Raw genomic sequence first — 22,447 nt, forward strand, 5'->3', positions numbered from 1 at the left:
CAGATGCATGATATTGATTTATTTGCTTTGATTTACAGCTACCTTTAGATTTATCTTAATATCCACAAGCGATATCTGAAATTCGTAATGATTTTTGCTACTCATTTGAGTTTACTTGTAAGTAAGCATACTCGGCTATGCGTTGTATTACTATTTAATCCTTCCAGTCTCTGCATCAAGTGCCGAGTTTCGGGCGCGCGGACCTTTTGCGTTGCCCCCCGTAAACCGGTAGGTGAAGTTTAACCGCACCTGTCGCGATTCGTAATATCCGTAGTTGGTTGCATAATACCCTGGAAAGCTTTGGGTGAAGCGGGATTGATTGCCCTTATAGATATCATTTACGGCTAATCTGATCGTTGCTTTTTTATTGAATAGTAGGCGCTGCAAACCCAAATCCAACTGGCTGGTGGCCTGTACAAAGTTATTAGCCCCCGTTAAGCGGCGCGAATTGAATGTGGAGATAATTTCGCCGGTTAAATCGAACGGAAGTTTTATAGTTTGCTGCAAACTCATCCGGTAGGCCAGTTGTTTTAGGTTTAAGGTGCGGTACTGATCAAAAGCAATATCGTTTTTAATATAGTATAATAAGCCGTTAAAGGTGATGTCCCATTTGTTAGTAAGCGCAAACAGCTGCGTCAATGATGCAGACCAATTGGTTTGCGTGCCCAGATTGCGGCTCACCATTACAATTTTATTTTGCTGCAGCGTATCGGTCACGTTGGCGCTGAACTGATTGGTGTATGAAAAGTTTAGGCCAACGATGGTGGAACTTTCGTAGGCATACAACAGCCCTAGGCGGTGAACCAGTTGAGGTTTTAAAAACGGGTTACCCTGCCAAAAAGAAAGCTCGTCCAGTAAATACACAAATGGATTTAAATCCTGATAGGCCGGCCGTTCAATACGTTTGGCGTATGACAGGGCAATGCTGTGTAGCTTAGCTGGTTTTAAGGTAATACTAACCGCCGGGAATAAACTGGTATAGTTGCGATGAATGATTGTAAGCGAATCGGCGGTGAGGGTTTGATAACGTAGGTTACCGGACGAGGCTGTGTTTTCCAGTCTCAATCCGGCTTGTACCTGCCATTTCGCCATGGTTTTTTTATAGCTCACATAACCGGCGCTAATCTGCTCGGTATATTTAAAATCGTTCGACCGGCGGTAATCCAAACTATCAAAGGCCAGCACATGGTAAAATCTTGCATCGTTACCCGAAGCCACCGATGAGTATTTTAGACCCGATTCCAGTTGCCCGCTAAACAGGTTAGTGGTGTAGTCCACTTTGATTCCCCGCAGGTTAATATCAATATCATTCAGCGTGCGATACAGGTTTTGGCTTTGCAGCAATGCTTGAGCATCACGGTAAACATTGGATTGCAGATTGCCGTTCCACTTATTAAACGAGCCGTAATCGGCGTCTACATTAAAAGTATGACCAGCAGTGTCCTCGTATTTATAGTTCAGGTTAAAATTATAGCGTTCGGTGTGCTGCCCATAATAATCATTATAGGCATCGAGTGTTTGATCGATACCGGATGCCGGCGGTGTGCTGATGAGCGTTTTGGTATCGGTTAAACCGCCGCCAAAAATAAAGTTTCCGCTTACCAGCAACCCTATAGTATTCTTTCGGTTAATCACATAATCGGCACCCACGCGGCCCGACATTTTTTGTCGCTTGTCTACATCATAGGTGTCGCTGTTATAATTTTTGCCACTTTGCAGGCGGTCGGTACCGTATAGGTAGGTATAGTTGCCTAAAAAATGGCTGTAGCTGCCATAAACATTAAGCTTACCAGTGCGATAATTAAGGCTGATGTCTTCATTTTGTTTAGCCGTAATACCATAAGCAACGCCTGTAGTTACTGAGCCATTAAAACCTTTAGCCAAAATGCGGTTGGTTTTGATATTGATGATACCAGCCGTGCCAGAGGCTTCATATTTGGCTGATGGGTTATTCATAATTTCAATTGATTTGATACTGCTGGAAGGCATGGCTTTCAGCAGGTCGGTTAGCTCTTTTCCAGATAAATACGTTTGTTTACCGTCGATCATGATCAGCACACCTGCTTTGCCGTTAAGTGTGATATTGCTTTCATTCTCTACAAATACCCCGGGCGCTTTCTTCAAGGCCTCTAAAGCTGTAACGCCCTGCCCAGCAATGGTGCCGCTTACGTTGTAAACCAAAGTGCTACCGTCCAGTTCAATAGGGTTCTTTTTTCCTTGTATTACCACATCTTTCAACGTTTTGGCCGATGCTTGTAAACTAATGCTGCTGAATAAGGTATCTCTAAGCCTAAAAGGTGTGCTTTGCCAGGTTATAAAGCCAACGCAGCTTACTTTGAGCACATAACTGCCGTTAATGTTATACGGCGGCAGTTTAAACTGTCCGGTGCTGTCAGTCAGTGTTTGAATCCTGGTTAGCCCGCCAACTGTTAATAAGGCTACCGTAGCGAAAGGAACCGGCGTAGTATTACTAACCACCACGCCCTCCACCTGGTGGCTTTTTTGCTGTGCCAATAATTGGCCGGGCAGCGACAGGCTGGTAAGCAATAGCATGAATATCAGGTATCGCTGTAGCGGCATAAGCATTGTTTAAGTTTGTTCTACTGCAAAGTAATAAAAATGCTGGAGCAGAACAGGGTTTTATTAGCCGCCTTTAGATGACACCTATGATTACGGCTAAGCCGTGCAGGCAAACTGTCTTTTGTGCCTACCCCGGAGTGGGCCAATTTGTAATCAATTCATAGGCACCTTATATTAAGTAGTGAATTTATTAAAGGTAGGCAACAGGTTGGAAAGTAGCTGCCCACAACCATAACACCTATCTGGGATATATTAACCTCTTAAAAGTCTATAAGACAAACGGTCATTCATGGGCTATATTGAAGAATTGATCATTGCGCTTTTTCTAACGAATTCAAATAATCGTAGTACAGTTCTTATCTTTATAAGCTGTTATACAATTCATCCGATTGCAGGTGGGTGAGGTGGCGAGGTTTATTAAAAATACAAACATGAGTACTGAAAGAGAAAAAATGTTGGTTGGGCAACCCTATCATATCAATGATCCTGAGTTGGTTGAAATAAGATATCAAACAAGAGAGCTCGTAGATGAATTTAATAATACTGGTCCACGTGATAAGGATTTAAAAGAAGCTTTACAACGAAAAATTTTTGGTAGTGTAGGAGACAATGTTCATATCGAAAAGGCTATCAGGATTGACTATGGAATCAATACAACTATAGGCAGTAATGTCTTTATCAACTTCAATTTCGTGTTGCTGGATTGCGCTCCAGTTACCATCGGCAATAACGTTTTTATTGCGCCGAATGTGCAGATATATACAGCACGCCACCCAATAGATCCCATAGAACGCAATAAGCATATTGGTTCTGCCAGTCCGGTTAATATAGGAAATGACGTTTGGATAGGAGGCAATTGTGTAATACTTCCAGGAGTTAGCATTGGGGATGGATGTACGATAGGAGCAGGTAGCGTTGTTACCAAAAGCATACCTGCAAATAGTGTGGCAGTTGGATCCCCCTGCGCAGTAATTAAAGCCACCAAGAGCTAGATTCGGTAATACATAACAACCCGTTTAATAGGTATTAGAAAAGAAGCTGATTAACAAAGTGAGGTAGGCTAGCGATCCAGCAACAGGTTTGTTTACCTCATTGCTACAAAACTATTACTCATTTGAGCTGTCACTAGCTGACAAATTAAGAAGGGCTGCTACTTTTCGAGAAAGATCTTCGTTATCAAATGGTTTGTGAATTATCTGATCTGCGCCATAATGTCCCAAAGATTCCAGTACTCTGCCATAGCCAGATAGAATAATTACGGGTATGTGTGATGTACGCGGGTCGCGCTTCAGCTGACTGCAGTACTCGCCTCCGTTAATGCCGTTTAAGATATAATCGGTAATGACCAGGTCTGGTTTGATTTCTTGCACGCTATTGATGATGTCTTCTGTTTCTGCTATTGCCGTAACCCGGTAGCCATCATCTGTTAAAATAATTGTAATGACCTCGGCAATATCCGGATCATCTTCTATAATTAATATTGACCTTCTTGTCATAGCACTTTTCCGTTTTAGCTTTTATAATAGTTTTACGGGAGTGACAAAAATCATGCTACTATGATCAACCTCAATTATCCGTGCTTTCCAATACTTCAAATCGTGCCATTTTGTTTTTGCTGATCAAAAGTAGATCGCCTGCTATTCGTTAAATAGCTTTTAGCAAACAGTCATCAAAACACAAACGAAGTATTTAGGGTTCCATTTAAATGCGTAATATCATGAGTAAAAATCTGTACTTGATAGCCGGTCTGGCAGGCGTTGTGGCGCTTGGAATGAAATTAGCGTCCTGCGTTTCCATACCACGTGGTGCTACACCGGTTAGGCCCTTCGACCAGAAGAGATACTTGGGCACTTGGTATGAAATAGCCCGCATGGATTTTAAGTTTGAGAAAGGATTATCTCGTGTTACTGCAACCTATACAGCCAATGGTGACGGAACGATCAGCGTAAATAATAAAGGCTTCAAGGAAAAAGACCAGCAATGGAAACAAAGTATAGGCAAAGCCAAGGCGGTCGGTTCACCTACCGAAGGCAGACTGAAGGTGTCATTTTTTGGCCCCTTTTATGCCGGTTATAATGTAATAGAGATTGACAGCAGTTACAAATATGCGTTGGTTGTAGGTAATAATCTGAAGTATCTTTGGCTTCTTTCCAGAGAGAAGTCTATACCTGATAACATCCGGAAACAATACCTTGATCATGCCAAAGCACTCGGCTATGACGTCGAAAAGCTGATCTGGACGGATCAGCATTAACGTTTGATCACAATAGATCAATTAAGTAGGATAGTGGATTAGTTGCCATTAATGCGAATCTCAGGGCAACAAAAGAGGAAGTTGATAGCATTTAAGGTATGGTAGCCGTTCTTGTCAGCACAACGGCGAGAAAGGCGACCAGACGCTACATACGTTTGCGCTGGCTACGTTTTATTTTAAGAGTCATTGATCAATTATAGCCCCTAATGGCTAGAGATTGCCAATCCTTGTTGATTACAAAGCTTTAACTGCAAGTCAGCGCGGTACTACCTCAACAGTAAGTAATGAACTGTCTAATGCTGTTATCTACTTGTTTTTCACTGTGTTAGCTGCTAAAAAAAGAAGGGCAAGAACTGATAAATCAGTCTTGCCCACTTGGGTGCGCCCACCTGGGCTCGAACCAGGGACCAAAAGATTATGAGTCTTCTACTCTAACCGACTGAGCTATAGGCGCGGTTTGGATTTGCTTTCCGGGTGCAAATTTAGATATTTGCAGCAAATACCCAAATACAATATGCAAAATATTAAAAACATCATTTTTGACTACGGCAATGTTATCTTTAGTATTGACTTTGCAAAGGTGCAACAGTCGCTGAAGGGGCTGGGTATCAGCAATGTGGATGAATTTTATGGCCATTTGCAACAGGATGCCATATTTGATGCTTTTGACCGCGGGCAGATCACTGCTGCACAATTTAGAGATCGCATACGCGAAAAAGCTAATAATGCGGCGCTTTCTGACGAAGAAATTGATACAGCCTGGAACAGCATATTGGTGGGTATCGCCGAAGGTACACATGACCTGCTGCTGCAGCTGAAAGATAAGTACCGTACCTTTTTGCTCAGTAATATAAACGATATACACTACAACTTCATTATGAAGTACCTGAAAGATGAATTCGGGTTTGATAATAACGACCACCTTTTCGAGAAAATATACTATTCGCACTTCACCGGCAAGCGCAAGCCCGAGATTGCCATATTTGAACAGGTGTTACAAGAGAATAACCTTGACCCGGCCGAAACTTTATTTATTGACGATAGCCCTCAACACCTGGCTGCCGCTAAAACCTTGGGTATCCAAACTTTTTTAATGACTGCACCGGATACTATCAAGGCTTTTATTGAGCGTGAGCAATTGTTGTAATAGCAAAGGGCAGAAGCTGAATAGCCTGCTAATACAACATATAATTATTGTTGTATTAGCAGGCCATTTACAAATACGAGATGTGTTTGATCGTCAATAATTATGTTAAGGTTGGCTTTCTCATCCAGTATGAGCGCTCCGCTTAATACAGCGCCGTTTGCGTCATGCCGGTGGTAGGCATTCCAAACAGAGAGGTCGCCCATGTCTGTTACTGCGTAAGTCTTAATTAAGGTTTTACTTTCAGGGTCAAGCTTTTCTGTGTAATTCAAACCAACATCAACAGTTATGGTACCGCCATAAGTTGCTACCTTGCAGTTTTTGATAATGATGTGAAATAGCTCTTTACTGTTGGTTGGTATATTATAGTAAGGTGTGGCGCTTTGGTTGCGGTATTGTCCGGTTGCTATATGATTTAAGGCATGCAGCACTACATCAAAATTGAGTTTACGCACCAGTTGCCGTTCAGGATCGTTGTGATGGCCGCCGGCTTCTACCAGTATGGTAGCCGTTCCCAACCGCTGAAAATTATCGCCAAAAGCACGTGGCTCAAAATCTTCGCTCCAGCGGCCAACCTGACCGGGAATGAGTTCATTAAGCATCTCGGATATTGACGATATAACCTGAATGGCTTTAAGCCGTTCAGGCGTTACTGTTGCAGCAGCATCACAGGGAGGGGCTAATAAGGATATGCTCGCCGGCTGTTTAGTACCTGCCACTGACCATAAACTCTCCTGATCATGCATATTGAAACCAAACTCGGGTTGTACCTCTTGCTGCAAACGAGCCAGCAATTGAGCCTCAGGCGATTGCTGCTGTAAAAAATCACGGTTAATGTCAATCCCCTGTGCGTTGCGCCGCTGGTAAAGTTCGGCACCATCAGGGTTAACCATGGGGATGAAATGCAGCGTGCAGGTGTTTAATAGGTGTTCGCGCAATGCTTTGTGCTCATCGTTTGCGGCAAAAAAATTAAACAGGTCAAAAAAGGCCAGGGTGCCTGTGGGTTCATCGCCATGCATTTGGCTCCACAGCAACACGGAGGTGCTGCCGTGACCCAGTGTTACACTATAAATCTCTCGTTGCTGTGCAGAGTATCCAGCAACATCTACCTTAAATAGTCCGTGGCTTCGCAGCTTATTAACCTTGTCTTTTAATGTACTATGTTTGATGATCCGGTTGGTGAATAAGGATTCTTTGTACAGCGTATGGTCGATAGAGTTGATGTTGTTCATGAAATTACAGCCTGAAACAGCGATGCAAAAATACGTTTGATAGCCATACCTGCATAACCGCATTAAAACAAAAAGGCATCCTGTTTAACAGAATGCCTTTTTGTTGATTAAACCGAAAAACTGTTTACGGCTGATCCCAGAATATACGGTCGGTAAGTGCACCTACATTTGGCACATTAGCCGTATTCTTCCTGGTCTCGCTGGTTGGGTAAGCCAAACGGCGGATGAATGTTGTAAGCACTGCGTTTGCAGGCAGCGTAAAATCCTTGTATTTATAATCATAACGGCGTGCATCGTTCCAAGCCTCCGGGTTGAGGTAGGTGGCTACATACTTTTCTTTAAAAATCAAGTCCAAAGTAAGGTTAGCGGCACCAACAGCTACTATAGGGCTGGCCATGTAGGCTATCCGTTCAGCATCAGTAGCGGGCACTTGCAGTTTATCCATATTGGCATTGATACCGGCGAGGTAAGCCGCGTATGCACTGGTACGGTCGTTTGAACGCAGGGCAGCTTCTGCCTCAATAAACTTCATTTCGGCATAAGTTGCAATAAGCAGGGGAGCAGTATCAGCCGTCCAGGGCGATTTTTGAGAAATATAGTTCTCATCCTTAGTGGTATTTGCACCTGGGGCCCTGTTGCCCGCACCATTAACCGTACCAATAAATGTATTAGTGACCGTAGGGTCGGTAATCTTACGAATCCGTGGATCAAATATGCCGTAAGTAGTACCGTTTAGGTGATCAACCAATTGTTCGGACAGCCAGCCGCCTAAGGTGGCGTTGGCGTTGGATAGTGCTACGCCTGCCCACGGGTTACGTGTAATAAATGTAGCCATGCCTGCATCATCGGCATTGGTGGTATATGAACTTCTTACGGCAGCTAAAACGGCTGCTGCGTCATAATTGGGTCTTTTGCTTAATTTGTTTAATAAACGGGCCTTTATTGCATAAGCCGTTTTAAGCCATTTTACACGGTCGCCGCCGTGTACCAGATCAGCAGTAGGTGTAGTGTTAAGCTTTATGGTCGCATCGGTTTTTGATAATTGGGTTATCGCCTCATTAATTAAGGTAACACAAGTGTTGTAAACGTCTTGCTGCGAGTCATATTTCGGCGTAAAGTTATTTGTTTTAAAAGCTTCGCTGTAAGGGCCGCTTCCCCAAAGGTCATTAATCAGGCTTAAGTTATAAGCTAGAGCTACATCAGCTACGCCAATAAATTCACTCGAATTTTGCGCAACTGCCTTATTTTTCATGTCAGTAGCATCGGCCAAAGCATAGTAGATGGCGTCCCACGTGCCCGAATAATCAACCGGTTGATAAGTATCGGTGGCCGAGCTGGCCGTTGGGTTTGCCAGGTATTGTACATAGGGCGCTACTGTACTGCCAGCGTTGTAACTGTTATTCCCCATTTTAAAGGTAGTGTTAGTTAGCAACGATTGCAGTGTGGGGTCGTTTACCAAATTTGGGTCTTGATCCAGCGCAAAATACTTTTTGCAGCTCGGCATAGTTGCCGTAGCCAGGGCTAAAAGTGCTATTGATGTATATTTATATATTCTTTGCATTTCTGTAAAATTAGAATCCTACGTTAATAGTAAAAAAGAACTGACGGGCTGCCGGGTAAGTAAAGCCCGACCATCCGTCAACGTTGCTGCCGCTATCTGCCGAAACAGATTCCGGATCCAGGCCATAATAGTTGGTATGCAACCATAAGTTGGTGCCGGTAACCGATGCCGAAGCACGTTTTATGAATTTGGGCAAATAATTATTTGGAATGTTGTAGCTAAGACTCGCCGAGCGTAAGCGGATCCATGAGGCATCGCTCACAAAAGGTTCAGATATGGCGCGGTAATATGTACGGTAGTAACCCTCGCCGTAATTTACACCATCCGGACCTGTTGCCTGCCCTAACCATACCGATTTAGTGTTTGGCTGACCATTAGCTAATAAGCCATCGAACACTTTAAATTGGCGGCGATCGGCAGTGTAATCGGCAATACCGAATGCAGCAAAGAAGTTTTCGAGACGATTAAATTTCTGCAAACCCCAGCGACCGTCTAAAAGCGCAGTAAGGCTTAGTCGCTTGTAGGTGAAGGTGTTTGATAAGCCACCAATCCACCGGGGTTGTGAGTTTCCTAAAATTTTAAGGTTGTTAACCGACCCCAACACCGGGAAACCATTAGCGCCTATTAATAATGGAAGGTCTTTTTCTGCCTTGGTTGCATTAGGGTCGGCGCCATAGCGTTGCCAAACCGTTCCATACAGGTTGCCATAAGCTTCGCCCTCAACCAAACGTAAGGTAACCGGCGAGTTTAAGTAACCACCGCTGTTGCCGCCGTAGTTAACAGGGGCATGGTTAAGTGTTTCAACCACCTTATTACGATTAGCAGAGAAGTTTAAAGTTGCATCCCAGCTAAAGTTTTTTGAACGTATGGGGGAGCCCTTTAATATAAGCTCTACACCTTTATTTTGTATGCTGCCTGCATTTACAAAAGCGGTAAGATAGCCTGTTGCGGATGAAACGTCGGCCTGGGTAATCATATCTTTACTTAAAGAACGATAATAGGTGAAGTCAAATCCAAAACGACTTTTCAGGAAGCTCATTTCCAAACCTGCTTCATAAGTGCTGGTAAATTCTGGGCGTAGTTCGGGGTTACGTAAGCTGTTGGTTCTGGTAAAGCCGGTTGAGCCGGTAGCAATACTGCTGTTTCTGGTATAACCGTTTACGTATGAGTATTCGGGCGCATCCTTACCCAGCTTAGCGTATGATAACCTAAGCTTACCAAATGATATAAATTCGGGCAGTTTGAACTGATCGGAAAATGCATAAGATAAACTGGCAGAAGGGTAGTAGAACGCCCGGTTCGATTCTGGCAGGGTGGATGTGATATCTCTTCTTAAGCTAAGGGTTAAAAATAAATAGTTCTTATAATCAAGTGTACCTTCTGCAAACAAGCCCATTAACCGGTATTTATATTGGCTGTCAACTATATCCTGAAATGCAGTGGCATTCCAAAGCGTAAACAAATCGTACTTTGCCAGTTTGGTTCCGGTAATGCCTTTGCTCGAATTTTGCCTGTCGAATATATCTTGTCCTAAACGCAAGGTTCCTTTCAGGTCTGTAGTTATTTGGCCATTTAAAGTAGCAATTAAGGTAGAGCTCAGTGAGCGGTATTTATTATTATAATCACCTACATAACCATCGGAGTTGTCGTACAGTCGCTCGCCGGGTATACCCATCGGGCCAGGAGCGGTGCGGAAGCGGTTTTCATTATAGATATCAACACCAAAGCGGTAAGTTAAATCGAACCACTTAACTGGGGTGTAACTATAGGTAACACCACCTATAAAGCGGTTGTTGTCATCTTTTAAACGGTTAGTAGCTGCGCCGTAAATTGGGTTATTGGTGCCCTTCCAAAGCTGGGTACCATCTGGGTTAAGGTATTCGCTTACATCCCAGCGTGGCGAAAAATAGGCCAGGCTTTCTCCAAAACGGTCGGCATCATAACGGTAACCGCCCGAGTTAACAAAGTTCATGTTAACTGAACTTTTGAATTTACTGCTGATTTTAAAGTCGGCGTTTAATCTGGCTGATATGTTGCGATAATCTGTAAATGGCAGCATACCGCTTTGTTTGAAGTAAGATAACGACGAGAAGATACGGGCATTCTCCGTTCCGCCTGATACAGAAAGCGAGTTACGATTCTGGTGACCTGTGCGGTACGCTTGCTTATAATTATCAAAAAGCTCATCCGGATGGGTTGGATCGAGCAGTTTTGCCTCTGCAATGTTAGGTCCCCAGGCTGGCCCTAAGCCAATGGGGGTGTAAACTCCCAAAATACCTGCGGTATATTCTTTTTGTACCTTAGGGAGCTTATCTGGATTCTCAAAACCGTAAGTGCTGGTAAGGTCAACCCTAAGCTCATTACCCTTGCCTTTTTTAGTAGTAATTACAATTACACCATTTGAGCCTAATAACCCGTACAGCGCAGTTGCAGCGCCGCCTTTTAATACGTTAATAGTTTCTATATCCTCGGGGTTGATATCTGAACCGCGGTTGCCTACACTGCGTACGTTGAAGCCTGAGCCGGCACCTACTGTAGAAGTACTGTTATCTATAATAACACCGTCTACCACAAATAAAGGCTGGTTGCTTTTATTAGGATCGATAGAGTTTACACCCCTGATGATAATACGTGCACCCTGGCCCGGACCGCCACCCGTACTGGATATGGTAGCGCCAGCAACCTTGCCCTGTAAGGCATTTACCAAATTTGGCTGATGGTTTTGATTCAGCTCTTCTGAGGTAACGCTTTGTGCGGCATAAGCCAGCTCCTTTTTGTTACGGGCAATACCTAAACCGGTATTTACCACTACCTCGTTCAGCATTTTACTATCGGGAGCAAGTTTTACGTCGATGGTGCGACGGCCGCTAATAGCTATTTCCTGACTTGTGTAGCCAATAAACCTAAATAGCAGTGCAGTGCTGCCCTGCGGCGTTTTAATGCGATAGTTGCCGTTTACGTCGGTGCCTACGGCAGTAGTGGTTCCTTTAACCGATACCGTAACGCCGGTCACAGGGGTGTTGTCATTGGCGTCGGTAACCTTACCGCTAATTTCAACGGTTTGCGCCATAGCAGTTACGGCGCAAAACATCATCAGAAGCAGAAATTTTAACGTAAAAATTTTCTTCATAAAATGGATTTTAGTCAATGAAATGATAAAGCAGTAAATTTAGCGCAAAAATATTATTGATGTTAAGTGTTTTTAACGAAAATGGTAAATAATTTTCAATAAAGTCAATAAATTTAATATAATTATCGAATTTTTATGAAAAGCGGTAATGCATCCTATGCAAAACGGACGTATTTTGGCCGCAACTTAAATATTGTTCAGAAAATTAGATAAAAAATGGCTTAAGATTGGTGTAAAAGTTAATTGTAAATTTTATATAGCTGTTGCTGAGTTTACCAATTAATTTTTAAAACTTTACAAAGGTGAAGTTATAGCAAAAAATTAACTATAAGAAAATAATAATTATAAATTAGCCCGTCTGCCATAGCCATGAAAAAACTGATACTTCGTGTTTTATTCGCTCTTATATTCTGCAGCGGTCCAACATTTGCCCAAAAGTTCTCCTTAAACCAGGTGCTCAGCTACCCTTTTCCAACCGAGCTTACAAGTAGTGAACAGGGGTCTAAAATTGCCGTTGCTATTAACGAGGAGGGCAAACGCAATGTTTACGTAGCTGAAGGGCCAAGTTTCAAATTACGAAAGTTAACTAACTATAATACAGACGACGGGCAGGAAATAAGTAGCTTATCCATATCACCTGATGGCAATTTCGTGGTGTTTGTGCGGGGCGGCGATCACAGCTCCAACGAGGGTAGTGTGCCTGTAAATCCGGCTTTTGATCCGGCGGGTACTAAAGTGCAGGTATGGAGCATTGCCTTTGCTGGCGGAGAAGCCAAGGCATTAAGCGAAGGCGATTATCCAGCCATTTCGACAAAAAGTAACCAGGTAGCATTTATAAAAAACAGCCAAGTTTGGATTGCACCTATTGATGGCTCTGTACCGGCTAAAAGCTTATTTACAGCCCGCGGCAGTTCAAGTTCGGTTAAGTGGTCGCCTGATAGTGAGAAGCTGGCTTTCGTTTCTGCCCGTACCGATCACAGTTTTATAGGTATATACTCAGGCGCCGGCAAACCAATACAATGGATAGCTCCATCGTTTGCGCGAGACGGGCAGCCGCGTTGGTCGCCCGATGGTACGCACATGGCTTTTATCCGCACTCCTGGTACCGGCAGTGTGCCTGATTCTATTTTGGCTCGCAAGCACCAGCCCTGGGCTATATGGACCGCCGACCTAAATACAGGCAAAGCAACTCAAGTATGGAAAGCCCCTGCAACGCTGGCTGGCTCTATGCCTACGACTGATGGGGGTGCTAACCTCAACTGGGCTGCAGGTAACCGTATTGTTTTTGTATCCTACCATGATGGTTGGCCGCATTTATACAGCGTGCCCTCAACTGGCGGACAGCCTTTGTTACTGACACCCGGTAACTTTATGGTAGAGCAGGTTATGCTAAGTGCCGATGGCAAGAGTGTTTTGTTCAGTGCCAATAAAGGCACCGAAAAACAGGATATTGACAGAAGGCATATAGGCCGTGTTGCGGTTGATAAAGCTGCCATGGAGATGCTTACCGCGGGCAATGGTATTGAAGCTTACCCTGTGCTTACCGGCGATGGTAATACCATAGTTTACTTAAGCTCAACCGCCCAACGGCCGCTGGTGCCTGCTGTAATGGATGTCCGGAAAAAAAAGGTAGCCTTAATTGGTGAAGAGCTAATCCCAGGGAACTTTCCTAAACAGATGGTTGCGCCCAGGCAGGTAGTGTTTAAAGCGCCTGATGGGATAGAGGTTCATGGGCAGCTTTTTGAGCCTGTTGGCGTTAAAGGTAAAAGCCCAGCCATTGTTTATGTACATGGTGGCCCGCAAAGGCAAATGGTTTTAGGCTGGCACTTTATGGACTATTATTCGATAGATTATGCCCTGAATCAATACCTGGCAAGCATGGGTTTTACTGTATTGTCTGTAAACTATCGCCTGGGCGTGGGTTACGGTTACGAATTTCACAAACCTGCTCAGGGTGGCGCCACAGGCGCTATCGAGTATCAGGATATAAAGGCAGCTGGCGATTGGCTGGCTGCGCAACCTAATATTGATGCCAAACGCATAGGTATTTATGGCGGCTCTTACGGTGGTTTTTTAACCGCTATGGCCTTAGCCAAAAACTCAGACAGGTTTGCCGCCGGCGTAGATATACATGGCGTACACAACTGGGTGAGAACTCCGGCAACCCAAAGCCCGGAAAAAGCGCCGGATGCCGAAGAAGCCTTGAAAGTAGCCCGTCAATCATCTCCGGTAAATTGGATAGACGGCTGGAAGTCGCCGGTATTATTTATTCATGCCGATGACGACCGCAATGTGGCTTATAGTCAAACGGTTGATCTGATACGCCGTTTTGAAAATAAGGGCATGCCTTACGAGTTTCTGGCCATTCCGGATGATACGCACCACTGGATGAAGTATAGTAACGCCGTAACCGTGAGTGAAGCCACCGCCGAATTTTTAAAGAGAAAACTTATAAAATAACTAAAGCTTACCGTGAAGTTTACCGCATTTGAGATTTACAAATACTCTATACCAATTGAGCCTTTTACCATAGCAACGGGTACTATGCACTTTGCCCAAAACGTTTTGGTGAAAGCCTATACCGATAATGGCTTAACCGGCTTAGGCGAGTGCTCGGCTTTCCCCATGATAGTTGGTGAAACGCAGGCAACCGGCTTTGAAATGGCCAAAGACTTCGCAGCCATTTGGAAAGATAAAGATGCTGCCAATATGGAAGCACGCCTGGCCGAACTGCATCTATATACAGCAGGCAACTATACCATTAAAAGCGCTTTTGATATGGTGCTCTACGATTTGGCAGCAAAAAAAGCCAGCATGCCTTTGTATCAATACCTGGGCGGCCAAAAAAGAAAAATTATTACTGATGTTACGGTAGGTATAGATACGCCCGAGGGTATGGCTGCGTCGGCTGTAAAGTTCGAAAGTCAGGGCTTTAACATTATTAAAGTCAAGCTCGGCAAAAAGCCTGATGCTGATATTGAACGTATGCAGCATATACGGCGGGCCTTAAAACCTGAAACGCAAATTCGGATAGATGCTAACCAGGGATGGACGTTTGAGGAGGCTGTTTATGCGCTGCAGGAACTGGCCAAATATGATATTGCCTTTTGCGAGCAGCCGATGCGTACTTATAACGATGAATTGCTGCCCGCACTGTGCGAACAATCACCAATAGCCATTATGGCCGACGAAAGCGTTTACACCCATCGCGATGCAGAGCGCATCATTCGCAACAAGGCTGCTAAATATATTAATATAAAATTTGCCAAAAGCGGGGGCATTAACGAGGCCATCCTAATAAACCAGGTAGCTGAAAAGAACGGTGTGCAATGTATGCTGGGCAGTATGCTCGAAAGCCGACTGGCCCTTACCGCTAACGTGCATTTTGCTATGGCTCATACCAACCTGCATTATTTTGACCTGGATACCTGCTTACTGGGCCAACTGGCCGACCCAGTTATTGGTGGCTTTTGGTACAATGGGATGGAGCTGGAGATTACCGATGCCCCGGGTATTGGGGCTGATGTAGATCAGGCTTATCTGGATAAGCTTGAATCAGTAAAAATTTAATAAAGTTGCTGCAAAATAATAGGAGATGGAAGGTATAGAAGCCAATTTATACTTAGACGGTAAGCCGGGCCGCACAGCCGTGGTAAATGGTAAGGAGTATCTCTTTTTTACCGGATACCATTACCTGGGCATTAATTCAGACCCCGAGTTCATGAACCTAGTAGCGGAAGGTATGGATAAGTATGGTTGGCTGTACCCATCTTCGCGCATCTCAAATACCCGGCTGGATTTATATGAAGCTTGTGAGGCCTTGCTTGCTAAGCTTACAGGTACTGAAGATACCGTGCTATTTTCGTCTGGCTTTGCTGCCGGGCGGGTAGCTATTGCAGGGCACCAAACGGTATACAACTCGCCCAATTCGCACCCAGCTATATTACAGCAAAAGGCCATCATTCAGGATATGGAAGAATGGCAGCAATGGGTATTGCGTGAGGGCAGGCGTCAGGCCAGTGTGGGTATCCCTATGGTATTAGCAAGTGATTCTGTTAACCCGCTTACCTCTACTGTTATTAACTTTTCGTTCCTGGCCCATTTGTCGCAGCCAGCTTTGGCCATTGTTGATGATTCACATGGAATAGGGTTGTTGGGCGAAAACGGTTTTGGCACCAGCGCTACCTTGCCAAGGCACAATCAGCTTAACTACATCCTAACTTATTCTTTATCGAAAGCTTTAGGTATAGGCGGCGGTGCTATAAGCTGCACAAAGGAACAAGCTGCTGCTTTACGTAATTTGCCCGAATACACAGGTGCTACACCTATATCGCCGGCACAGGTTTACGCATTTTTAAAAGGACAGCACATCTACACCCGTCAGCACGAAAAACTTAAGGCAAATATTGCATACTTTGAGATGCTTGTGCAGGATTTACCTGGCATTCAGCATCACCCGGATTTGCCCGTATTCATCTTACCTTCGGCTATTAACGAGGATGTGTTTTACAACTCAGGCATCTTGATTTCCTCTTTCCCGTATCCTAACCCCGCTGGTGTGCGGCTTAAACGCATTGTGCTGAACGCTCTGCATACTTTTAATGACCTGGATGTACTAGCCCGCGTTTTGCGTAAAGCCTACCAGCAGCAACCTATCAATTAATCTGTAAAATTATACAATGAATAAACGCCTTACATTATCCGCTAGCCCATCTTCGGTATGCCTTAACGGTAAACTGTTGCTGGGTTTGCTTCTGGCCTGCGTAGTGCTAAGCCGGTGCACCGTACAAAGCATACCTAAAAATAAAATCCGTAAAATGGTGGAATCTTCGGCTATTAATCGCGACCACTATACCGGCTTCGCTTTATACGATCCGGAGCAGAAAAAGATGATCTACGAAATGAATGCCGACAGATACTTTATACCGGCATCCAACACCAAACTTTACACCCTGTATACTGCACTGCAGATGCTGGGTGACTCTATTCCCGGCTTACGTTATGTAAACAAAGGCGATTCGCTGATTTTTTGGGGTACGGGAGATCCGTCTTTCCTGCATTCAACGTTAAAATCGACCAAGGCTTTTGATTTGCTTAAGCATTCATCCAAGCGGTTGTTTTATTCGCCAACCAACTACAAAGGCGACTTTTATGGTGCGAACTGGCCTTACGATAATTACAAGTATTATTTTCAGGCCGAAATTAACGATATGCCAGTGATGGATAATGTAGCCGTCATTTCTGCTGATGGCAAAGGTGGCTTGAAAATATGGCCTGCTTACTTTAAAGTTTATTTACAGCAGGATACATCCTTTCACCCGCGTTCATTTGAAGTGGAACGTTCGCTTACCGAAAATAAGTTCCGTTACCCAGCCATGCCTGTGCCGGCAAATTTTCGTCAGGAAATACCCTGGAAAACCAGTCCGGAGTTAACACTCGCTTTATTGCAGGATACGCTAAAGAAACCCATCAGCTTAATCAGGCTGAATATGCCAGACAGCGCCCGTACACTTTATTCTGCATCATCAGACTCGGTGTATAAGCGCATGATGTTGCCAAGTGATAATTTTATAGCCGAGCAACTATTGCTGGTATGTTCATCTACCTTACGTGGCGGCGCCTTAAGCACATCGGCCGTTATTGCACACAGCATAAAAAACTATATGAGCGATTTGCCCGATGTGCCACAGTGGGTGGATGGCTCGGGGCTTTCGCGGCAGGATTTGTTTACGCCGCGTACTACCATTGCTTTGCTAACTAAAATATCTGCCAAGCTGGGTAGCGAGGAGCGCATGCACAACTTATTTCCAACGGGCGGTGTATCGGGTACGCTCAAAAACGCCTATAAGACCGATAATGGTGTGCCGTTTGTTTGGGGTAAAACCGGCAGTTTATCTAATAACCACAACCAGAGCGGCTATATTGTGACCCGCAAAGGCAAAAAGCTGCTTTTCTCTTACATGAACAACAATTACACCCGCCCAACAGCCGACATACGCGGCGAGATGGTGCGCATCATGACCCAAATACACGAGCAGTTTTGATTCTGCACAGCCTTGTAACAAAAAAGGAGTAGCTAAATCAGCTACTCCTTTTTTGTTACTCGTTAAAAAGCTTGTGCCTTAATTCGGCCGATATGTCATCGGTTATTTTGATTATATCGTCGGCTATCTGCGTGTTATTCACCACAATTTTATCACATGTTTCGCGATAGGGCAACAAGTACTCCTTATAAGCAGGTACTACATGGTTGTGCCATTTGTACATTACGTCGTCATTCGAGTAACCTCGCTCTTCCAAATCGCGTTTAAGGCGACGTTTAAGCGCTACATCTTCATCGGTCTCTAAAAATATCTTGAGGTTAAGCTTTTCGGCAATGTCCTTAAAATGCAGAATAAATAAACCTTCCACAATCAGTATGGGTGCGGGTTTAATTTCCAGCGTTTTAGGTACTGCAGTAGGGTTATTGAAAGTATACTCTTGTTTTAATACCGTTTCATAATTCATCAGGCTTATGATGTCATCATGAAAATGTTTGCTGTCGATAGTACGGGGTAGGTCGAAGTTATACAACTTGTTTTCTTCGGCCGTCATGTTGTGGGCAACCGGGATGTAATAATCATCTTGCGACACAAGGCATACTTCATCAGCCGTAAAGTGCTGCAAAAAACATTTTAAAAAGAAGGTTTTGCCCGAGCCGCTACCGCCGGCAATACCAATGATGTAAGGCTTATTGTTGCTCACTTGGCGTTCCATAGCTAATATTTACTTGAAAACGCTTATCAAGCGCACCTAAGGCATCGGCTGCACTTTTAGTGAGCACAATGATTACATCTTTAGTCATTTGGTTATCGGTAAAACGGCCTACCACTTTGGCGTAAGTGGTACGGTTAGTCATAGGATTGGTAATCTTAAATACGGTACCTATTGGCGCAGTTTGGTGTAAAACCAGTTTTTTGTTTGGGTCAAGGCCTAAACCTGCATCATCAAAATAGGTAGCTACGCCTTTCTCGTTCCGTTCGGTTAAGCCATAACGGTTAGCCGGTAAACGGCGTTCAACAGCACTAGTGTCGGTTTTGGCAACAAGAATAGAATCACGCTTGGTAACTGCAGGTGCGGTTACAGGTGGTGTTGTAACTACAGCCGGTTGTGTTGTAGTGGTTTGGGCAACTGGCGGCGGCGTTGCAGCTGCGGCTACTGCGCGTATTTGCAATATCTGACCCGGGTACAGACTGCTTGATTTTAAATTATTTTGGCTAATAATATCCTCAACCCGAACGCTGAAACGCCTGGATATAGCGTATAATGTTTCACCGGCCGATACTTTGTATTCGGTAACAGCTCCGTTGGCAGTACCCTGATTGATTGTGCCTGTGCTGGCTTGCTGTGAACCGGCTATAACAAAGGGCTGTTCGGTTGGTACTTTAATAATACCACCAACCCTAAGCGAAGCATTGTTGTTGTATTGAATAATAACACCGGGTTTAATGTTATACCGGCGACCAATTGAGAAATAGTTATCCTTGGGTTCCAGTTTATGCAGAATGATCTTTTTGCCATCCTGGTTTTCGACGCCAACAGAGTCGAGCAGGGGGCGGGCTATTAGCGGTGCAGTTAGCAATGATAATACACCTGCCAGTACAGAAATTTTCAATGTCATGTTTAAACTTTTCAGCTATAAATTCAATACCTTAATCTCTACTTTGTCTTTCAGGTAGATAAGTTGATTATGGTATAAAACAAACGCCTCGGGCTGCAATTTTTGTATATTGGTATTTAATATATCTTCAAAAACTAACTCATCATCCTGGTAAAGGTATAAGTACTGCCTTAGCTGGCCTGCCCAAAACGCGTGCAAAGATACAATTCTTAAGCTATTGTGCTCTACGTAATGCACACTGTTACGGTGAGGCTCCACCGGAAGTTTTGGAAAATTGTCAGGCAAAGGTATAACTTGCGGAAGGATGATCTTATTGTCGGCCACTATATCAATAGCCGCATTGTAATTACGTTGTACAGCGCCTGTTTTAATGTTTGCAAGCTTATAGCTGGGGGGCTGCAGCCGGTTATCAAACACGACAGGGCCGTTAGCACTGAGGTGGTCAAAAGTGTAGTTAAAGTTATGCCAAAGTACTTGTCCGTTTTCGGCTTCAATAGCTGCCAGGCCTTTGTGTGCCGGGCTGCCGGCTGTTTGGTAGTAATGGAGCAGCAAAACACCGTCATAAGCAGTTTCAATGCCGGTTAACCAACTTTCATCAATGGTGTGGTTTTTAAAATAAGTTTTACCGGTGGTAAGGCCAAGTGCGGCAAAGCTTACTTTTCGGTCTTCGCTTTTGCGTATTTCAGCAAACAGAGTATGAGTTACAGGGTCTATTTCCATGCGCCATACTTCTCCATCAAAATGCTCGGCTATCAACAGCTTTAACTGAGTCATGTTTAAAAGTAGTCTTTTTATTTAAATGTTAGCTTTTTTGAAACACTTACTTTAGGTTTGTGTTGAAAATCTAACTTTATAAATACAAATCGTACCATGGATGCAAAAGAAATAAGCCTCGACGAGAAAGAGGTAAAACCAGTTGTTGATCATTTGAATGAGCTATTAGCAAACTATCATATTCACTATCAAAAAATAAGAGGTTGCCACTGGAATATTAAAGGGCCAAGCTTTTTCACGCTGCATGTTAAATTTGAGGAAATGTATACCACTGCAGTACAAACCATTGATGATTTGGCTGAGCGTATTTTAACCTTAGGCAAACCGCCTTACAGTACTTTTGACGACTACATCAGGGTATCTACCATAAAAGAAGTAAATACCATTGGTCAAACCGATACTTTTTTAGTTAAGGCCTTAATTGAAGATATGGCGATACTAATTGAAAAAGAACGCGAAATTTTAGAGATAAGTGCTGCTGCCGGCGACGACGGCACTAATGATATGGTGAACGGTTTTATGCAGTACAAGGAGAAAAATACATGGATGCTGCGTTCATTCGTAAATGAAGATTAATCTGAATAACATGTTATGAATAAAAAAGGGCCGGCTATTTAGCCGACCCTTTTTTATTATTGCTTTTTGGTCTTTTAAAATCTTAAGCCCATGGTTAAGAATACGTTGCTGTTTTTACTTTTGATATCAGCAACAGGACTAAAATCACCAATATCATAGGGCAGCTGCGAGTTTGTGCGCCTTACATGGGTATATGTGGCATCAATATAATAATTAGCAAAACGGTAACCTAAACCGCCGCTTGCCGTTTTGATGTCACTTGCATTAGTTTTGGATGGGCTGCCTTGTATACCGAAACCACCTCTTAAAAAGAAGCTTCCAGGTAAACGGGCTTCGGCACCTATACGTGCATTAACGGCCGATTGGTAATTACGTTTAATATCATTGTTATCTTGGGTAACATCATAGTCATCGCTGGTAATTTTGGTGCTGGTATAATCCAGATATTCAACATCACCGGTGATAAAGCCAGCCTTACCTAAAAATACAGCTAAACCACCGGCAACCTTAAACGGTGTACGCATGTTATAACGCGCAGGGTAGGTGTCGCTGTTACGGTAGTTAGCACCACCCACATAGTTGGTGGCCAAGCCCTCATAACTGTTGTCATCAACAGTATACCATGTTGGTGTAGTTACGGTAGCGCCTACACGCACAGCTTCTACCGGTTTGTATATAAACCCAAAACGGGCGTTAAAACCATTTCCCTTAGTAACCTGATCACGTGTATAAGTAGAAATAAAATCGCGATTATTAGCAAGGTTGAAGTTATCTTCCACAAAATCGGAAGTACTGTTGTAACGTATATTGGTAATGCCAAAACCAGCACCTATATACAGCTTGTTGCTGTAGTTAGCGCCAAAAGAGAAATTGTATTCGGTTTGGCCGCCGGTTGATGTAATTGTGTTTGACTGGGTACCACCCAAAGTTGTTGCTGGTACATAAGTATTGGGATCTGCATTGTTGTTAATTAACTGATGATTGCGTGCCCAACCTTCCAGGTAACCATCCAAACTAAAGCCATTGTCGACAGCCTGGTTACCCAGGTAGGCATAGTAATCGGCAATAGAGCTGTTGGGATTAACGGCACTATAATAAGTGTTCTGATAAAAATTATTAGTGCGGGCATATGATGCGCCGAAGTTTACACTTAACCAGCCCTTAGTTTTATCCTCACCCCGACCTTTGTTTAATTTACCGTAAAAAACTACAGATGCATTATTAAAATTAGCATCGTTTCGTTTATCGTTAGAGTTACCGGTTAAGTAAGAACTATTGCTTTTACTCATGTTAAACTCCGGTGTAATACTAAGTTCCGAACGGGTAAAAAAGCCTAGTCCGGCTGGATTGCTACCAATGGCGGTTAAATCACCGCCAACAGCAACGTTAGCATTACCGATTGCCTTAATACGCGATGTTGAGCCGGCCTGCGACCCCGAAAAGCGTATGGCATCTTGCGAATATTGAGCAAAAGCCTGCTGTGTAATGGCTACTGTAGCCATTGCCAGTAATGAATATTTGATTTTCATTGAAGTA

At 43.8% G+C, this 22,447-nt stretch carries 17 protein-coding genes and 1 tRNA gene; 8 read left to right on the plus strand and 10 right to left on the minus strand.

The annotated features are described in order from the left end of the window. Positions 1–150 precede the first annotated feature (150 nt). On the minus strand, positions 151–2,580 hold the full coding sequence (locus tag ABDD95_RS06550; protein ID WP_345951105.1) for a TonB-dependent receptor: 2,430 nt from the start codon (positions 2,578–2,580) through the stop codon (positions 151–153). A gap of 431 nt (positions 2,581–3,011) precedes the next feature. Here ABDD95_RS06550 and ABDD95_RS06555 point away from each other — a divergent pair, with 431 nt between their 5' ends. After that, the gene (locus ABDD95_RS06555; protein WP_345951106.1) at positions 3,012–3,572 is read left to right on the plus strand and encodes a sugar O-acetyltransferase; all 561 of its coding nucleotides are present in this window, start codon (positions 3,012–3,014) and stop codon (positions 3,570–3,572) included. A gap of 114 nt (positions 3,573–3,686) precedes the next feature. Here ABDD95_RS06555 and ABDD95_RS06560 read toward each other — a convergent pair whose 3' ends face one another. Further along, positions 3,687–4,076 carry a response regulator gene (locus ABDD95_RS06560; RefSeq protein ID WP_345951107.1) on the minus strand — a complete coding sequence of 130 codons (390 nt, stop codon included), beginning with the start codon at positions 4,074–4,076 and terminating at the stop codon, positions 3,687–3,689. 221 nt (positions 4,077–4,297) lie between these two features. Between ABDD95_RS06560 and ABDD95_RS06565 the strand changes: the two genes are divergently transcribed. After that, on the plus strand, positions 4,298–4,834 hold the full coding sequence (locus tag ABDD95_RS06565) for a lipocalin family protein (protein ID WP_345951108.1): 537 nt from the start codon (positions 4,298–4,300) through the stop codon (positions 4,832–4,834). Positions 4,835–5,214: 380 nt separating this feature from the next. Here the strand turns inward: ABDD95_RS06565 and ABDD95_RS06570 are convergent. Further along, positions 5,215–5,288: transfer RNA gene (locus tag ABDD95_RS06570), tRNA-Ile, on the minus strand. A gap of 60 nt (positions 5,289–5,348) precedes the next feature. Between ABDD95_RS06570 and ABDD95_RS06575 the strand changes: the two genes are divergently transcribed. Continuing rightward, the gene (locus tag ABDD95_RS06575) at positions 5,349–5,981 is read left to right on the plus strand and encodes an HAD family phosphatase (protein ID WP_345951109.1); all 633 of its coding nucleotides are present in this window, start codon (positions 5,349–5,351) and stop codon (positions 5,979–5,981) included. Positions 5,982–6,025: 44 nt separating this feature from the next. On the opposite strand, the gene ABDD95_RS06580 is transcribed toward ABDD95_RS06575, so the two are convergent. The 3 genes from ABDD95_RS06580 to ABDD95_RS06590 all read right to left on the minus strand — a co-directional run bounded on the left by ABDD95_RS06580 (position 6,026) and on the right by ABDD95_RS06590 (position 11,901). Continuing rightward, positions 6,026–7,210: a M14 family zinc carboxypeptidase gene (locus ABDD95_RS06580; RefSeq protein ID WP_345951110.1), complete on the minus strand. Its 1,185-nt coding sequence runs from the start codon at positions 7,208–7,210 to the stop codon at positions 6,026–6,028. A 124-nt stretch (positions 7,211–7,334) separates the two neighbouring features. Beyond that, the gene (locus tag ABDD95_RS06585) at positions 7,335–8,771 is read right to left on the minus strand and encodes a SusD/RagB family nutrient-binding outer membrane lipoprotein (RefSeq protein ID WP_345951111.1); all 1,437 of its coding nucleotides are present in this window, start codon (positions 8,769–8,771) and stop codon (positions 7,335–7,337) included. A gap of 10 nt (positions 8,772–8,781) precedes the next feature. After that, a complete protein-coding gene (locus tag ABDD95_RS06590) occupies positions 8,782–11,901 on the minus strand; it encodes a SusC/RagA family TonB-linked outer membrane protein (RefSeq protein ID WP_345951112.1) in 3,120 nt (1,039 codons plus the stop codon). A gap of 369 nt (positions 11,902–12,270) precedes the next feature. On the opposite strand from ABDD95_RS06590, the gene ABDD95_RS06595 reads away from it, so the two are divergent. From ABDD95_RS06595 to ABDD95_RS06610, 4 genes are read left to right on the plus strand one after another with little or no spacing between them, the layout of a single operon-like run. After that, the gene (locus tag ABDD95_RS06595; protein WP_345951113.1) at positions 12,271–14,361 is read left to right on the plus strand and encodes an alpha/beta fold hydrolase; all 2,091 of its coding nucleotides are present in this window, start codon (positions 12,271–12,273) and stop codon (positions 14,359–14,361) included. 12 nt (positions 14,362–14,373) lie between these two features. Next, positions 14,374–15,471, plus strand: a complete 1,098-nt coding sequence (locus tag ABDD95_RS06600; protein ID WP_345951114.1) for a dipeptide epimerase — start codon at positions 14,374–14,376, stop codon at positions 15,469–15,471. Between the two features lie 25 nt (positions 15,472–15,496). After that, the gene (locus ABDD95_RS06605; RefSeq protein ID WP_345951115.1) at positions 15,497–16,564 is read left to right on the plus strand and encodes an aminotransferase class I/II-fold pyridoxal phosphate-dependent enzyme; all 1,068 of its coding nucleotides are present in this window, start codon (positions 15,497–15,499) and stop codon (positions 16,562–16,564) included. A gap of 16 nt (positions 16,565–16,580) precedes the next feature. Further along, complete coding sequence (locus tag ABDD95_RS06610) at positions 16,581–17,945, plus strand: D-alanyl-D-alanine carboxypeptidase (protein ID WP_345951116.1); 1,365 nt, start codon at positions 16,581–16,583, stop codon at positions 17,943–17,945. A 55-nt stretch (positions 17,946–18,000) separates the two neighbouring features. Here the strand turns inward: ABDD95_RS06610 and ABDD95_RS06615 are convergent, their stop codons facing one another. Genes ABDD95_RS06615 through ABDD95_RS06625 form a run of 3 tightly spaced genes read right to left on the minus strand, consistent with a single transcriptional unit; the run spans position 18,001 to position 20,335 of the window. Further along, positions 18,001–18,657 (minus strand): uridine kinase, encoded by a 657-nt coding sequence (locus tag ABDD95_RS06615; RefSeq protein ID WP_345951117.1) that lies wholly within the window; start codon positions 18,655–18,657, stop codon positions 18,001–18,003. After that, positions 18,632–19,561 (minus strand): LysM peptidoglycan-binding domain-containing protein, encoded by a 930-nt coding sequence (locus tag ABDD95_RS06620; RefSeq protein ID WP_345951118.1) that lies wholly within the window; start codon positions 19,559–19,561, stop codon positions 18,632–18,634. The genes ABDD95_RS06615 and ABDD95_RS06620 overlap by 26 nt, the downstream gene beginning before the upstream one ends. 15 nt (positions 19,562–19,576) lie before the next feature. Next, complete coding sequence (locus tag ABDD95_RS06625; RefSeq protein WP_345951119.1) at positions 19,577–20,335, minus strand: DUF4905 domain-containing protein; 759 nt, start codon at positions 20,333–20,335, stop codon at positions 19,577–19,579. A gap of 96 nt (positions 20,336–20,431) precedes the next feature. On the opposite strand from ABDD95_RS06625, the gene ABDD95_RS06630 reads away from it, so the two are divergent. After that, positions 20,432–20,911 carry a DNA starvation/stationary phase protection protein gene (locus ABDD95_RS06630; RefSeq protein WP_345951120.1) on the plus strand — a complete coding sequence of 160 codons (480 nt, stop codon included), beginning with the start codon at positions 20,432–20,434 and terminating at the stop codon, positions 20,909–20,911. 74 nt (positions 20,912–20,985) lie between these two features. On the opposite strand, the gene ABDD95_RS06635 is transcribed toward ABDD95_RS06630, so the two are convergent. After that, complete coding sequence (locus tag ABDD95_RS06635; protein WP_345951121.1) at positions 20,986–22,440, minus strand: hypothetical protein; 1,455 nt, start codon at positions 22,438–22,440, stop codon at positions 20,986–20,988. Between the last annotated feature and the right edge of the window lie 7 nt (positions 22,441–22,447).

The sequence above is a fragment of the Mucilaginibacter sp. PAMB04274 genome (assembly GCF_039634385.2).
Classification (GTDB): Bacteria; Bacteroidota; Bacteroidia; order Sphingobacteriales; family Sphingobacteriaceae; genus Mucilaginibacter.

Bases quoted from the DNA above. Each gene is read 5' to 3' on its own strand.
- ABDD95_RS06550 (WP_345951105.1), bottom strand. From the start codon at position 2,580: ATGCCGCTACAGCGATACCTGATATTCATGCTATTGCTTACCAGCCTG.
- ABDD95_RS06555 (WP_345951106.1), top strand. From the start codon at position 3,012: ATGAGTACTGAAAGAGAAAAAATGTTGGTTGGGCAACCCTATCATATC.
- ABDD95_RS06560 (WP_345951107.1), bottom strand. From the start codon at position 4,076: ATGACAAGAAGGTCAATATTAATTATAGAAGATGATCCGGATATTGCC.
- ABDD95_RS06565 (WP_345951108.1), top strand. From the start codon at position 4,298: ATGAGTAAAAATCTGTACTTGATAGCCGGTCTGGCAGGCGTTGTGGCG.
- ABDD95_RS06575 (WP_345951109.1), top strand. From the start codon at position 5,349: ATGCAAAATATTAAAAACATCATTTTTGACTACGGCAATGTTATCTTT.
- ABDD95_RS06580 (WP_345951110.1), bottom strand. From the start codon at position 7,210: ATGAACAACATCAACTCTATCGACCATACGCTGTACAAAGAATCCTTA.
- ABDD95_RS06585 (WP_345951111.1), bottom strand. From the start codon at position 8,771: ATGCAAAGAATATATAAATATACATCAATAGCACTTTTAGCCCTGGCT.
- ABDD95_RS06590 (WP_345951112.1), bottom strand. From the start codon at position 11,901: ATGAAGAAAATTTTTACGTTAAAATTTCTGCTTCTGATGATGTTTTGC.
- ABDD95_RS06595 (WP_345951113.1), top strand. From the start codon at position 12,271: ATGAAAAAACTGATACTTCGTGTTTTATTCGCTCTTATATTCTGCAGC.
- ABDD95_RS06605 (WP_345951115.1), top strand. From the start codon at position 15,497: ATGGAAGGTATAGAAGCCAATTTATACTTAGACGGTAAGCCGGGCCGC.
- ABDD95_RS06610 (WP_345951116.1), top strand. From the start codon at position 16,581: ATGAATAAACGCCTTACATTATCCGCTAGCCCATCTTCGGTATGCCTT.
- ABDD95_RS06615 (WP_345951117.1), bottom strand. From the start codon at position 18,657: ATGGAACGCCAAGTGAGCAACAATAAGCCTTACATCATTGGTATTGCC.
- ABDD95_RS06620 (WP_345951118.1), bottom strand. From the start codon at position 19,561: ATGACATTGAAAATTTCTGTACTGGCAGGTGTATTATCATTGCTAACT.
- ABDD95_RS06625 (WP_345951119.1), bottom strand. From the start codon at position 20,335: ATGACTCAGTTAAAGCTGTTGATAGCCGAGCATTTTGATGGAGAAGTA.
- ABDD95_RS06630 (WP_345951120.1), top strand. From the start codon at position 20,432: ATGGATGCAAAAGAAATAAGCCTCGACGAGAAAGAGGTAAAACCAGTT.
- ABDD95_RS06635 (WP_345951121.1), bottom strand. From the start codon at position 22,440: ATGAAAATCAAATATTCATTACTGGCAATGGCTACAGTAGCCATTACA.